Genomic DNA, 13,457 nt, shown 5'->3' with positions numbered 1-13,457 from the left:
TCGAAATTCCTCATCAGGTGGAGGGATGCATGCTGGGCTGGCGGGGAGGACGCGGTGAGCAGAAGACGCCGCCGATGAACTGACGGTCCCAGTCGGACTCTGCAGCCGAAGCCGGTGCCGCCGGGCCCGTCAGGTCTCCGGCGTAACGTTCTGCATCATCCTTGGGAACGTAGCCGAGGGCGGTCCCGGCGTCCGGCGAGAGATAGCTTCGTGTGTTGGCTGAAACCCCCCAGACAATCCGGAATCCTTTCACTGAATCCGTCAGGGCTGCCGTAAAGAGGCGGGCGGCGTCGTCGGGCGAGAGCCAGGTGCTCAACATCCGGACGTCCCGCGGCCGGTCGAACCGCGACGCGATGCGCAGGCAGACTACGTCCATCCCGAAACGGTCGGAATAGTAGCTGCCCAGCGCTTCCACCGCCGCCTTCGAGACGCCGTACAGAGTGTTCGGCCGCACCGGGGTGTTGTCCGGAACGGAGTCCCCGGCCGGAGGTACCGGGGTGAACCCGGCGGCATGGATGGAGCTGGCAAGGATTACCCGCGGTACCCCGGCCATGTGGGCGGCTTCCAGGACGGAATGGGTGCCGTCGATATTCGCGGACAGGATCCGGTCCCAGTCATCTTCCAGCGGAATCCCGGCCAGGTGGATGACGGCACCGCATCCGCGGAACGCCTCCACGAGCGTCCCGGTGTCGGCCACCTCGGTGAGCACCCAGTCCTGTCCGAAGGATTCGGCCGGCGGTGTCCGGTCCACGCAGACCATGGAGTAGCCCGCATCGGCCAGCCGGGGAATGATGTCCCGGGCCAGGCTGCCGGCGGCACCGGTGACGGCGATCCGTTTAGGGTCCGGATGGTTGATACTCACAGCAGGGCCCCCTGGTCTTGAAGCAGTCCGCGCAGCTTGGAAACGTCCACACTGCCGGTGGAACTATGGAGTGATGCGGCCAGGCCGGCCGCATGCCCGGTGGCGAACGAGGTGCCCATCACCCGCAGCGAGGCAAACGAGCGGCTGTCACTGCTGGTGAGCCGGCCTGCGCCCCAGAGGTTGGGGATATTGGCGCTGGTCACGGCCCCGTAAGGGATGTCGTACCACTTGCGGTCCTTGATGCCGCTGTAGGTGGTGGCACCGGGGGTCGCATGGTCTTCCATCGGCCAGCCGCACCGGGCAATCCCGTCGGCCGGACGACGCCGGGCGGTCAGGACGTCGTCGGCGGTTACGCTTTCGCGGCCCTGCATCCGGCGGGCTTCCCGGATGCCGATCTGCGGACCGGTGGAGGCGAGGTACGCGCCGGACCAGCCGCGCATGCCCGCTTTCAGCGCCTCGAGGTAATGCCGGGCCTTGGCGCGGCCGTCCTGTTCGGCGCGGGAGATTTCGTGCACGTCCAGGACGTCCACGTATTCGTCCGCGAGCAGGAGCATCAGCTCGCGTGAACGGGGCATCCGTACGCAGATGCCGTTGCTCCGGGTGAGGATTTCTCCGGTGGTTTTGCCGTAGGCGGCGAAGGCGTCATCCATGGCCGCGGTGGACAGGTCCGCGTCTTCGCCGACGCCGCCGACCCGCATCACCAGGGTGCTGGCCTGGCGGCGTTCGGTCGGTGACAGCTGGAACTCGGCGCCGGCGGCCTGCAGCAGCGCGCCATCCCCGCTGCAGTCCACGAACGCGGTGCCGGAAAGACTCAGGTTGCCGCCGCGGTGCACCACCTGCACGGCGCTGATTCCGCCGGCGTCGGTATCCGCGGCTACGAGGGTGCTGTGGAACAGGACGTCGACGCCGGCCGAGCGGACCAGCTGGTCCAGCACCGACTTAGTGGTTTCCAGATCGAGGACCACGATGGTGTTTCCCGTGGCGGGCGAGGTCTCGAAGTGCAGGAGTTCCTGGCGTTCCAGCTCGTCCAGGAAGTCCTGCCCAATGCCGCGCACCACCTGTTCCCTGGTCTGGTCAAAGAAGCCGCAGTAGGCCAGGACCGAGCTGTTGGTTGCGGCTCCCCCGAGGAATCCGTATTGCTCAATAAGGCAGACGCTGGCTCCGGCACGGGCAGCGCTGACAGCTGCTGCCACGCCGGCAGCGCCGCCACCCACAACGACGACGTCGTAGGTTGCGGTGGTGGAAAGGGAAATCATCAAAATCCTTAGATTGCAGGTGAATCACGGAGTGAGCTGAGTCACACCAAGCACATAAGAACCATGGTCCACTTGTATGCATAAATCAAATGCCTAAAAGTGCCTGTCGGTATGCCTTTTAGGTATCTCAGGTCGCAGGGGGCGCGAACATGGAAATCCGGCAGTTGAAGTACTTTGTCCGCACGGCGGAGACCGGCAGCATCAGCGGCGCCGCCGTTGAACTGCATATGACGCAGCCGGCGCTGAGCCGGCAACTCGTCGAGCTCGAGAAGGAACTCGGGGGTGCCCTGCTGCAGCGGAACCCGCGCGGCGTGACGCTGACTACCCTGGGACACGTCATCAAAACCCACGCGGACACCATCCTGGCTCAGGTGGACCGCACCCCGGAGCTGGTCCGGTTGGCCGCGGGCAGCCGCTCACTGATCCGGCTCGGCGCGCCTCCGGGATTGCCGCATGACTGGTTCCGCGCTGCCGTCCAGACGGTGGAGTCCGCAGGGTTGGCGGTACGCTTTTCGCTCTATGAGGCCAGCAGCGATGAGCAAAGCCGCTTGCTGCGGGCCGGCCAGATCGACCTGGCCCTCCTCCACACGGAACCCGCGGAAGGCATCAACGGGCAGCACCTGCTCACCCAGCCACTGGGGGCAGCCGTCCGGCCGACGTCGCCGCTCAGCACCCGGGATGTCCTGGGCCTCTTTGATTTGGACGGCCTCACGGTCATGGCACACGCTGCCGGGGAAATCCGCATCCAGGAGGTCAAGCTGCGCAGCGCCGCCGAGGCCGCAGGCGTGCGTACGCACTGGGTCTTCCGGCGGTTCAGCCACCACAGCCTGCTGATTGCCGACCTGGCCGACGCCGATGCGGCGCTCACCACCGAGGCGTCCGCAGGGCTCAACTTTCCCGGGTGGAAGTGGGTGCCGCTGACGGCACGGGATGCGGCCGGGCATTTACTGCAGGTCGAGACGTGGGCGGCATGGAACGCTGCGGCGTCGCCGGAGGTCCGGAAGGTCGCCGACCTGTTCCGGTCGACGCCGGTGCAGGTCCTGGACGGGCCGGAAAGCTAAACTCCCACCCGCCCCGCAAGCATCCGCTCCACACTCTCCGCAGACAGCGCATGCTGGATGGCAAGCTGGGACGCACCGAGCATCCCGGCGTCGAGCCCGGACGCGGACTGCACAATCCGCAGGTGCTGGGTGGCCAGCGGCATGGTGCGCGAATAGACCACTTCGCGCACCCCGGCAATGAAATGCTCGCCGGTCAGCGCCATCGAGCCGCCGAACACAATCACCTCGGGGTTCAACATGCTCAGGCAGGCGGAGAGCACCTCGCCCACCTCGCGGCCGGCCTGCCGAACGGCATGCACCGCCTCGTGGTTGCCGGAATGGACCAGGGCGACGACGTCGCGCCCGTCCTCAGCATCCAACCCCGCCTCCCGCAACCGGGAGGCCACCGCCGGCCCGGAAGCCAGTGCCTCCAGGCAGCCGCGGTTCCCGCACCGGCAGAGCAGGTCCTCCCCGGACGGCACGCGGATGTGGCCGATGTCCCCGGCGACCCCGTCGGCGCCGCGCAGCAGGGCACCGTTGCAGATGATCCCGGCGCCGATGCCGGTGGCGACCTTCACGAAGACGAGGTTCTCGACGTCGGGCCACGCAGCCTCGCGCTCCCCCATCGACATCACGTTGACGTCGTTATCCACCAGCACCGGGACGTGGAAGGACTCCTGCAGGTAGCCGGGGACGTCGAAGCCGTGCCAGCCAGGCATGATGGGCGGATTGATCGGCCGGCCGGAGCGGTGCTCCACGGGCCCGGGCAGCCCGACGCCGACGGCGAGCAGCTCGGCGGCGGACCGGCCGGTCTCGGCCAGCAGCGCATTCCCAAGCTCCACCACGGTGTCCAGCACGGCACCCGGACCGTCACTGACCAACAGGTCGCGGGAGGCGTCGGCCAAGGCCGTGCCGGCCAGGTCCGTGAGGCCCACGCGCAGGTGGCTGGCGCCGACGTCGACCCCCAGGACCACACGCGCCCCGGTCTGCAGTGCGAACCGGGAGGACGGCCGCCCGCCGGTAGAGACCGCGTCTTCAATGGGTGCCACGAGCCCGAGGTCCATCAGCAGCTCCAGCCGCAGCGCAATGGTGGAGCGGGCCACCCCCACCAGATCGGCCAGCTCGCTGCGGGTGCGGGGCTGTCCGTCCCGCAGGAGCTGGAAAAGTTCGCTGGCCCCGGGAGCGGTGGGGTTATTCCTTATATCGACCACTGGGCAATTGAAGCATAGTGATCGACGCTACGGCGTCGGCCCGGCGACGCGAACGGTCCAACAGACACCCTCATAACGCCCCCTTCCTTCGGCCGGTCCCCCGCACGGCGAACCGCTGCTGCAGCAGCACGGCCACCACAATGATCGCGCCGCGGGCCACGGCCTGCACCGAGGTGTCCAGGTTGTTCTGCGTGAAGACGTTGATGAGGGTGCTGAACAACAGCACGCCCAGCACGGTGCCCACAATGGTGCCGCGCCCGCCGATCAGCAGGGTTCCGCCGACAACGACGGCGGCAATCACTTCCAGCTCGTACAGCAGCCCGTGGGTGGAGGTGCCGGCGGTGGTGCGGCCCATCATCATGATCCCGGCGATGCCGGCGGTGAGGCCGGAGAGGACGTACAGCAGGACAATGTGCCGCTTCACCTTGATGCCCGCCAGCCGTGCGGCCTCCAGGTTCCCGCCGATCGCCACGGTCCGGCGCCCGAAGGTGGTGCGGTTGAGCAGGAACCAGCCCGCGACGGCCACCAGCAGGAAGATCCAGATCAGCAGCGGCACGCCCAGGAAGTTCGAGCGCATCACGGAGAGGAAATCCCGGTTGGTGACAATCTGCGTGCTGCGGCCGGAGATCAGTTCCGCCACGCCGCGCGCGGCCACCAGCATCGCGAGGGTGGCAATAAACGCCACCACGTTCCCGTATGCGATGATCACCCCGTTGATCAGCCCCGTCCCCACGCCGACCGCGAGCGCCATCGCCACCATCAGCAGCCAGCTGCTGTTCGTGGCGGCCAGCTGCACTGAGGTGAGGGTGGCCAGCACCGTGGTCAGGCCCATCACCGAACCGACCGAGAGGTCGATGCCGCCGGCGGTAATCACAAAGGTTGCCCCGATGGCGATCACCCCGAAGATCGACGCGTACCGCAGGATCGTCAGCATGTTGTCCAGGTTCAGGAAGCGCTCGCCGCTGGTGACCGCCCCGACAATGAACAGCAGCGCCAGGGCAATGACCAGGCCGATGTTGCGGCCCGCGGAGCCGCCCAGGAACTTTCCCAGCGGATTGCTGCGGGGCTCCGCAGCCGTGCCGCCGCTGGGTGGCGGCTGCAGCGCCGCCGTCGTTGATTCGCTCACTGCGCACTTCCTTTCAGCACCAGGTCAAGCACGGCGTGCTCGTCCATTTCGTCTGCGTTGCCGGTGGCGAGGACGCGTCCGGCGTCGAGCACCAGGATCCGGTCCGCCAGGCCGATCACTTCCTCGATCTCGCTGGACACCACCACAATCGCCACTCCTTGGGCCGCGAGGCTGCGGATCAGCGCGTAAATCTCGGTCTTGGCGCCGACGTCGACGCCGCGGGTCGGCTCGTCCAGCAGCAGCACCCGGGTGCCGTGGATCAGCCAGCGGGCCAGCAGCACCTTCTGCTGGTTGCCGCCGGACAGGGTGCGGGCGGCCCGGTCCGGGTCGGGCGGGCTCAGCTGCAGCGCGTCGGCCTGCTGCCGGGCGGCCTTCTTCTCAGCGCGTTCGTTCAGCCAGCCGTGCCGGCCGAACCGGGCAAAGGTGGACAGCGTGACGTTTCGGTAGATGGGTTCCTCGAGCAGCAGCCCCTGGCTTTTGCGTTCCTCCGGGGACAGGCCGAGCCCGGCGTTCACCGCCACCCGCACCGACCCGGGCCGCAGCGTCCTGCCCTCCACAGTGACGGTGCCCGACGTCGCGCGCCGGGCACCGTAAATGGTCTCCAGAATCTCCGAACGGCCGGATCCCACCAGCCCGGCCAGGCCGAAGATTTCCCCGGCCCGGACCGTGAAGCTCACGTCGTGAAACGAACCCGCCAGCCCGAGTCCCTCCACCTGCAGCGCGACCGGGGCGTCCGACGACGGCGGCCTCCGCGGCGGGAACACGTTGGCGACGTCCCGGCCGGTCATCAGCCGGACCAGCTCCGCGCGGGACGTATCCGCGACCGGGCGGGAGGATGCCGTGCTGTAGCCGTCCTTGATCACCGAGATCCGGTTGCCGACCTGCCGAATCTCCTCCAGTCGGTGCGAGATATAGACAACAGCGATGCCCTGGCCGGTGAGTTCCCGGATCACCCGGAACAGGTTCGCCACCTCGCCGGAATCCAGGATGGCGCTGGGCTCGTCCATAATGATCAGCCGGGCGTTGCGGGACAGGGCCCGGGCCAGGCTGACAATCTGCTTCCCGGCGGCGGACAGGCTGCCCACTTCCGCGGACGGTGACAGGTCCTCGTGTCCCAGCCGCGCCAGCAGCTCCCGGGTCCGGCGGCGCGCGTCCCGGACGCGGAGCACTCCCCCGCGGGCGTCTTCGTGGCCCAGGAAGATGTTCTCGGTGACGCTCAGTCCGTCCACCACATCCAGTTCCTGGTACATGGTGGCAACGCCCAGTGCCAGGGCGTCGGCCGGCCGGGCCAGTTCCACCGGTTCCCCGTTCCAGCGGATCTCCCCGCCGTCCGGTACGTACACCCCGGACAGGGCCTTGATCAGGGTGGATTTCCCGGCGCCGTTCTGGCCCAGGACGCAGTGCACTTCGCCGGGCAGGACGTCCAGATCGACGCCGCGAAGCGCCCGGACGCCGGCGAAACTCTTGCTCAGGCTGCGCACCTCAAGCAGCGGCTGCTGTACCGGCTGAGGAGGGGCGGAAGATGCTCCCGATGCTGTCATGGCACGGAGCTTACACACTTATGTCGATCATCAGTAGTATGTTGGCGCTTTATCGTCGGACTTCTGTTACTGTGACGCATGTCACGACGATGTGCAGTGCGCTGGCTGGTTCCGATGGGGTGCGGACTCGCCTCAGCGCCCCACTTACAGAGGAGAGAACCATGCACGCACCACGCATGCGCGGGAAGATCATCACCGCTGCGGCCTTCTTCGCCGCCGGCGGGCTTGCCCTCACCGGCTGCACTGCAGGCGAGGACACTAATGCCGAACCGACCAACAACTCCGTGGAAGGCAACCAGTCCGAGGGCGAGACCGTCGTCATCGGGTTCTCCGGACCGGCCGCGGACCACGGCTGGCTGGGCGCCATCAACTCCGCCGCCACCGCCGAAGCCGAGAAATACCCGGACATCGACCTGCGGGTGGCCGAAGGAACCAATGACGCGAACCTGCAGATCAGCCAGGTGGAGCAGTTCATCAATGACCAGGTGGACGCCATTGTCCTGCTGCCCACCGACGGCGCTGCCCTCACCGACGTCGCCATCCGCGCCATGGAGGCGGGCATCCCCGTGATCAACGTGGACCGTGAGTTCTCCAGTCCCTTCGCCGCCCGTGCCACCGTCCTCGGCGACAACTACGGCATGGGCGTCAGCGCCGGTACCTTCATCTGCGAGCAGGTGGGCGACCAGCCCGACGCCGTGGTGGCCGAAATTGCCGGCATCGATGCCCTGCCGCTCACCCAGGACCGCAGCGAAGGCTTCAAGGACGCCCTCGCCGGCTGCGGGCTCGAGGTCAACAACCGGGTGTCCGCGGACTTCACCGTCCAGGGCGGCGAGGCCGCAACGTCCCAGCTGCTCTCGGCCGCACCGGAAATCGACGCGCTGTGGAACCACGACGACGATCAGGGCATCGGCGTCCTGGCCGCCATCGACGCCGCCGGGCGGGACGAGTTCATCATGGTGGGCGGCGCCGGCTCCGCGAACGCCATGCGGGAAATCCAGTCCGGGGACAGCGTCCTGCAGGCGACCATCATCTATCCGCATACCCAGGCCGCGGACGGCATCCGGCTCGCCCGGCTGCTGGCGCAGGACAAGGCCATGAGCGACCTGGTCGAGATCGAGGTGCCCAACCGCGTGGTCCTCAACGCCCCGGTGGTCACCAGCGAAAACGTCGAGGAATACCTGCCTACCGCCTTCGAGTCCTGACCGGGCGGTCCGAACGCGGGCCGGGCGGCCCGGGCACCCGCTCAAAACAGCAGCACAGCACTAAGGAGACAACATGCAGGACGATAAGCCGCTGAGGGTGGCACTGGTGGGCCACGGCTTTATGGGGGCGGCCCACTCGCAGGCCTGGCGGGTGGCGCCCCGGTTCTTCGACCTGCCCCTGCAGCCGCGGATGGACCTGCTGGTGGGCCGGGACGCGGACCGGACCTCCGCCGCAGCCCGGAAATGGGGCTGGGCCGAGTCCGCCACCGACTGGCGGGAGGCGGTCACCCGGGAGGACATCGACGTCGTGGACATCGTGACGCCCGGTGCTTCCCATGCCGAGATCGCCATCGCAGCGCTCGACGCCGGCAAGCACGTGCTCTGCGAAAAGCCGCTGGCCAACACGGTGGAAGAGGCGCAGGCGATGGCCGACGCCGCCGCCCGCGCCGAGGCCCGGGGCGTTCGGGCGATGGTGGGCTTCACCTATCGGCGGCTGCCCGCCACCACCCACGCCCGGAATCTCGTGGCCGCCGGTGCGATCGGCACGGTGCGGCAGGTGCGGGCCGTGTACCTGCAGGACTGGCTGGTGGACGAGGACTCCCCGCTGACCTGGCGGCTGCAGCAGGACGAAGCGGGATCCGGTGCCCTCGGGGACCTGGGCGCGCACGCCATTGACCTGGCCCAGTACATCACCGGGGTGCCGCTGGCCGAGGTCAGCGGCACCCTCGCCACCCTGGTCCCCACCCGCCCGGTACCCGAATCGGACCAGCGGGGCACGGGCCTGGGCGGAGGCGGCGCTGGTTCGGGCAACGACGCCGGCACCCGCGGACCGGTGACGGTCGACGACGTCGCGCTGTTCCTCGGCCGCTTCGAGGACGGTGTGCTCGGGTCCTTTGAAGCCAGCCGGATGGCCACCGGCCGCAAGAACGCGTTCCGGCTGGAAGTCTCCGGCAGCAAAGGTGCCATCAGCTTCGATCTGGAGGACCTGAACTTCCTGGGCTTCATGGATTACACGGTTCCGCCGGACCGGCAGGGCTTCACCCGCATCATGGTGACCGAACCGGACCACCCGTACGTCTCCGCGTGGTGGCCGGCCGGCCATTCGCTCGGCTATGAACACGGCTTCGTGCACCAGGCGAAGGACTTCGTGGAGGCCATCGCCGCCGGAACCGCACCCGCGCCGTCGTTCGCCGACGGCCTGCAGGTCCAGGAAGTCCTCGACGCCGTGTCCCGCAGCGCCGCTAAATCCAGCGTCTGGCTGCCCGTGCGCTGACCGTCCCGTCCCGACTCACCATCCCCCCGTCCACGCAGGCAAAGGAGCCCGTCATGTCCCGACCAGTCACTCTGTTTACCGGCCAGTGGGCCGACCTGCCCCTTGAAGAAGTGGCCCGGCTTGCCTCCGGCTGGGGGTACGACGGGTTGGAAATCGCCTGCTGGGGCGACCATTTGGACCCTTGGCGGTGGGATGACGAGGAGTACGTGCAGAGCCGCCGCGACATCCTGGAGAAGTACCGCCTGAAGGTGTTCGCCATTTCCAACCACCTCAAGGGGCAGGCGGTCTGTGACGATCCGATTGATCAGCGGCACCGGGACATGGTGTCCGACGCGGTCTGGGGCGACGGCGATCCGGAGGGCGTCCGGCGCCGAGCCGCAGAGGAAATGAAGCACACCGCACGGCTCGCCGCGGCCCTCGGGGTGGACACCGTGATCGGCTTTACCGGTTCGTCCATCTGGAAATACGTGGCCATGTTCCCGCCGGTCTCGGCGGACGCGATCGACGCCGGGTACCAGGACTTTGCCGACCGGTGGAATCCGATCCTGGACGTCTTTGACGAGGTGGGCGTCCGCTTTGCCCACGAAGTTCATCCCAGCGAAATCGCCTACGACTACTGGACCACTGTCCGGGCGATGGAGGCCATCGGGCACCGGCCGGCGTTCGGCCTGAACTGGGACCCGAGCCACTTTGTCTGGCAGGACCTGGACCCGGTGGCGTTCCTCTGGGACTTTCAGGACCGGATCTACCATGTGGATTGCAAGGACACGAAGAAGCGGATGACCAACGGCCGCAACGGCCGGCTCGGCTCGCACCTGCCTTGGGCCGATCCGCGGCGCGGCTGGGACTTCGTGTCCACCGGCCACGGAGACGTTCCGTGGGAGGACGCCTTCCGGATGCTCAACAGCATCGGCTACGCCGGCCCGATCTCGGTGGAATGGGAGGATGCCGGAATGGACCGGTTGGTCGGAGCCCCGGAGGCACTGGCGTTCGTCCGTTCACTGGCGATGGATCCGCCCGCTGCGGCGTTCGACGCTGCCTTTTCCTCGCGGTAGGCCCGGAAGCGACGACGGCGGCCTCCTCCTTCGGGAGGTGGCCGCCGTCGTCGTTAGTTGCCGTGAAGCGAGGGAACCCTACCGTGCGTTGCGCTTCCGGCTGAGTCCGAACACGACGGCCGCCAGCAGCACCAGCCCCTTGATGATCTGCTGCCATGCCGCATCGACGGACAGGATGGACAGGCCCTGGTTCAGCACGCCCATCACCAGGCCGCCGATCACGGCACCCACCACGGTGCCCACGCCGCCCTGCACCGAAGCGCCGCCGATGAACACCGCGGCAATGGCGTCCAGCTCAAACCCGCCGCCGGCCGAAGCCACGGCTCCGCCGGCCCGGGCCGTGCTGACCACGGCAGCAAGCCCGGCCAGGAAGCCCATGTTCACGAACACCAGGAAGTTCACCCACTGGGTCTTCACGCCGGACATCATGGCGGCGTTCAGGTTTCCACCCATCGCGTAGATGTGCCGGCCGAACACCGTGCGGCCCAGCAGGAACGAGTAGGCCAGCACCAACCCGGCCAGGATGATCAGGATGATCGGCAGGCCGCGGCTGTAGGCCAGCAGGTAGCAGAGGTACATGATGGCGAACACGGCGACGGCGTTCTTGAACACGAACGAGCCCGTCCGTTCCCGCGGCAGGTCGAGCCGGCGCAGGTCCGCGCGGCCCTTCAGCTGCTGCACCACCAGGGCAATCGACGCCAGCGCACCGATGCCCAGGGTCAGCAGGTCCGGAGTGCCGGTGGAGGGCAGGGCTCCGGAGCCGATGGCGTTGAACGGCCGCGGCAGGCCGCTGACCGTGCCGCCGGTCAGCAGGACCAGGGCCACGCCGCGGAAGACGAGCATCCCGGCGAGGGTAACGATGAAGGCGGGGATCCCCACAAACGCCACCCAGAAGCCCTGCCAGGCTCCGATCAACGCACCGGCCACCAGGGAAAGCACTACGGCCGCCCACCAGGGCATCCCCCAGTCGTTCATGGCCAGGGCGGCAATGGCGCCCACCGCGGCCACCACGGAGCCGACGGAGAGGTCAATGTGTCCGGCAATGATCACCATGACCATGCCGATGGCCAGGATCAGCACATACGCGTTTTGCTGGATGAGGTTGCTGACGTTGCCCGGGTAGAGCAGCCGGCCGCCGGTGAGCACCTGGAACAGCAGGATGATCACAACAAGTGCGGCCAGGATGCCGTATTGGCGCAGGTCTATCCGGCGGCGCGTCTTCGCAGCTGCGGCTTGCGGCGGCAGCGGTGCCTTCGCCTGTTCTGGGGTCGTGGTGGTCACTGGACTTGTACTCCTTGGGTCCTGGCAGCGGTCATGTGGCGCATCAGTTCTTCCTGCGTGGCGTCGGCGCGGTCCACTTCCGCAGTGAGCCGACCCTCGGCGATGGTGTAGATGCGGTCGCAGAGCCCGATCAGTTCGGGCAGTTCGCTGGAGATGACGATTACGGCTTTGCCCTGGGCCGCCATCTCGTTGATGATTCCGTAAATTTCGTACTTGGCGCCGACGTCGATCCCGCGGGTGGGTTCGTCAAGGATCAGCACGTCCGGGCCGGAGTAGATCCACTTGCTGAGGACTACTTTCTGCTGGTTTCCGCCAGAGAGGTTGCCGACGGTGGACGTGACGCTGGGCGTGCGGATGTTCATCCGCTGCCGGTACTCGTCCGCCACGGCGTATTCCCGGTGCCGGTCAATCACGCCCAGCCGGGCCAGCTTGCCCAGTGCGGCGGCGGAGACGTTGACAGCCACGTTGCCGATCAGGTTCAAGCCGTAGCGCTTGCGGTCCTCGCTGACGTAGGCAAGGCCGTTGCGGATTGCCTCACCCACGGTACGGGTGCCGATTTCGACGCCGTCCTTGAAGACCCGCCCGGAAATCCCGGTGCCGTAGGAGCGGCCGAAGATGCTCATGGCCAACTCCGTGCGGCCGGCACCCATCAGGCCGGCGAACCCGATAATCTCCCCGGCCCGGACGGTGAAGGACGCGTCCCTCACCACCACGCGGTCCGGATCCACAGGGTGGTGCACCGTCCAGCCTTCCACCCGGAACTTCTCCCCGCCGATGTCCGTTTCGCGGGGCGGGAACTGGTGGTCCAGCGGGCGGCCGACCATGGCACGGATGATCCGGGTTTCAATCTCGTCGGTGTCCTCCACTGGGAAATCTTCGATGGTGCGCCCGTCGCGGATCACCGTGACGGTATCGGCGATCGAGCGGATTTCCTTGAGCTTGTGGGAAATGATGATCGAGGTGATCCCCTGGCCGCGCAGCTGGTCGATCAGGCCCAGCAGGTGGGCGGAGTCGTCGTCGTTCAGCGCTGCGGTGGGCTCATCGAGGATCAGGATCTTCACCTCTTTGGACAGTGCCTTGGCAATCTCCACCAACTGCTGTTTGCCCACACCGAGTTCAAGGATCTTCGTGGCCGGATTTTCATCCAGCCCCACGCGTTGCAGCAGTGCCGCGGCCTGCAGGTTGGTCTGGTTCCAGTCGATCACCCCGCCGCGGGCCACCTCGTTGCCGAGGAAAATGTTCTCGGCAATGGACAGGAACGGGCTCAGGGCCAGCTCCTGGTGGATGATCACGATGCCGTCGCGCTCGCTGTCGTTGATCGAGCTGTAGTTGACGGGCTTGCCGTCGAGGGTGATGGTCCCGGCAAAGCTGTTGTGCGGATAGACCCCGCTGAGCACCTTCATCAGGGTGGATTTGCCGGCGCCGTTTTCGCCGCAGATCGCGTGCACTTCGCCGCGTTCAACACTGACCGAGACCTCGTCGAGGGCCCGGATGCCGTTGAACTCCTTCACTATGCCGTCCATGGACAGGATGACGTCAGTCATGTGGTTCTCGCTTCAGTAGCTTCAATACAGGCGGCAGCGGCGTGCGGCGGTTTCCCGCCGTCGCAC

The 13,457-nt window shown here is 67.4% G+C and carries 11 protein-coding genes; 4 read left to right on the top strand and 7 right to left on the bottom strand.

The genetic code is table 11. The features are described 5' to 3' along the window. Positions 1–13: 13 nt before the first annotated feature. Together NNX34_RS12045 and NNX34_RS12040 are read right to left on the bottom strand one after the other, a co-directional pair. Positions 14–862 (bottom strand): NAD(P)-dependent oxidoreductase, encoded by an 849-nt coding sequence (locus NNX34_RS12045; protein ID WP_255766767.1) that lies wholly within the window; start codon positions 860–862, stop codon positions 14–16. Then, positions 859–2,118: an FAD-dependent oxidoreductase gene (locus tag NNX34_RS12040; RefSeq protein ID WP_255766766.1), complete on the bottom strand. Its 1,260-nt coding sequence runs from the start codon at positions 2,116–2,118 to the stop codon at positions 859–861. The genes NNX34_RS12045 and NNX34_RS12040 overlap by 4 nt, the downstream gene beginning before the upstream one ends. A gap of 149 nt (positions 2,119–2,267) precedes the next feature. On the opposite strand from NNX34_RS12040, the gene NNX34_RS12035 reads away from it, so the two are divergent. Then, a complete protein-coding gene (locus NNX34_RS12035) occupies positions 2,268–3,179 on the top strand; it encodes a LysR family transcriptional regulator (protein WP_255766765.1) in 912 nt (303 codons plus the stop codon). On the opposite strand, the gene NNX34_RS12030 is transcribed toward NNX34_RS12035, so the two are convergent. From NNX34_RS12030 to NNX34_RS12020, 3 genes are all read right to left on the bottom strand, one after another. After that, the gene (locus tag NNX34_RS12030; protein WP_255767245.1) at positions 3,176–4,360 is read right to left on the bottom strand and encodes an ROK family protein; all 1,185 of its coding nucleotides are present in this window, start codon (positions 4,358–4,360) and stop codon (positions 3,176–3,178) included. The genes NNX34_RS12035 and NNX34_RS12030 overlap by 4 nt on opposite strands. Positions 4,361–4,439: 79 nt before the next feature. Beyond that, a complete protein-coding gene (locus NNX34_RS12025) occupies positions 4,440–5,495 on the bottom strand; it encodes an ABC transporter permease (RefSeq protein WP_370647269.1) in 1,056 nt (351 codons plus the stop codon). Beyond that, entirely contained in the window at positions 5,492–6,967 is a 1,476-nt protein-coding gene (locus tag NNX34_RS12020; protein WP_255767243.1) for a sugar ABC transporter ATP-binding protein, read from the bottom strand. Before NNX34_RS12020 ends, NNX34_RS12025 begins: the two co-directional genes overlap by 4 nt. Before the next feature lie 230 nt (positions 6,968–7,197). On the opposite strand from NNX34_RS12020, the gene NNX34_RS12015 reads away from it, so the two are divergent. From NNX34_RS12015 to NNX34_RS12005, 3 genes are all read left to right on the top strand, one after another. Then, the gene (locus NNX34_RS12015; protein ID WP_255766764.1) at positions 7,198–8,238 is read left to right on the top strand and encodes a substrate-binding domain-containing protein; all 1,041 of its coding nucleotides are present in this window, start codon (positions 7,198–7,200) and stop codon (positions 8,236–8,238) included. 73 nt (positions 8,239–8,311) lie between these two features. Next, the gene (locus NNX34_RS12010; RefSeq protein ID WP_255766763.1) at positions 8,312–9,511 is read left to right on the top strand and encodes a Gfo/Idh/MocA family protein; all 1,200 of its coding nucleotides are present in this window, start codon (positions 8,312–8,314) and stop codon (positions 9,509–9,511) included. A 53-nt stretch (positions 9,512–9,564) separates the two neighbouring features. Then, positions 9,565–10,566, top strand: coding sequence for a sugar phosphate isomerase/epimerase (locus NNX34_RS12005; RefSeq protein WP_255766762.1), 1,002 nt, complete (start codon positions 9,565–9,567; stop codon positions 10,564–10,566). Between the two features lie 78 nt (positions 10,567–10,644). On the opposite strand, the gene mmsB is transcribed toward NNX34_RS12005, so the two are convergent. Together mmsB and mmsA are read right to left on the bottom strand one after the other, a co-directional pair. Beyond that, positions 10,645–11,847 (bottom strand): multiple monosaccharide ABC transporter permease, encoded by a 1,203-nt coding sequence (gene mmsB / locus NNX34_RS12000; RefSeq protein ID WP_370647042.1) that lies wholly within the window; start codon positions 11,845–11,847, stop codon positions 10,645–10,647. After that, positions 11,844–13,391 (bottom strand): multiple monosaccharide ABC transporter ATP-binding protein, encoded by a 1,548-nt coding sequence (gene mmsA, locus NNX34_RS11995; protein ID WP_255766761.1) that lies wholly within the window; start codon positions 13,389–13,391, stop codon positions 11,844–11,846. Before mmsA ends, mmsB begins: the two co-directional genes overlap by 4 nt. Positions 13,392–13,457: the final 66 nt, after the last annotated feature.

This window comes from Arthrobacter sp. zg-Y1116, assembly GCF_024385485.1.
Taxonomy (GTDB): domain Bacteria; phylum Actinomycetota; class Actinomycetes; order Actinomycetales; family Micrococcaceae; genus Arthrobacter_B.
The sequence above is the reverse complement of the archived record's forward strand: the minus strand, read 5'-3'. Positions and strand labels throughout refer to the sequence as shown.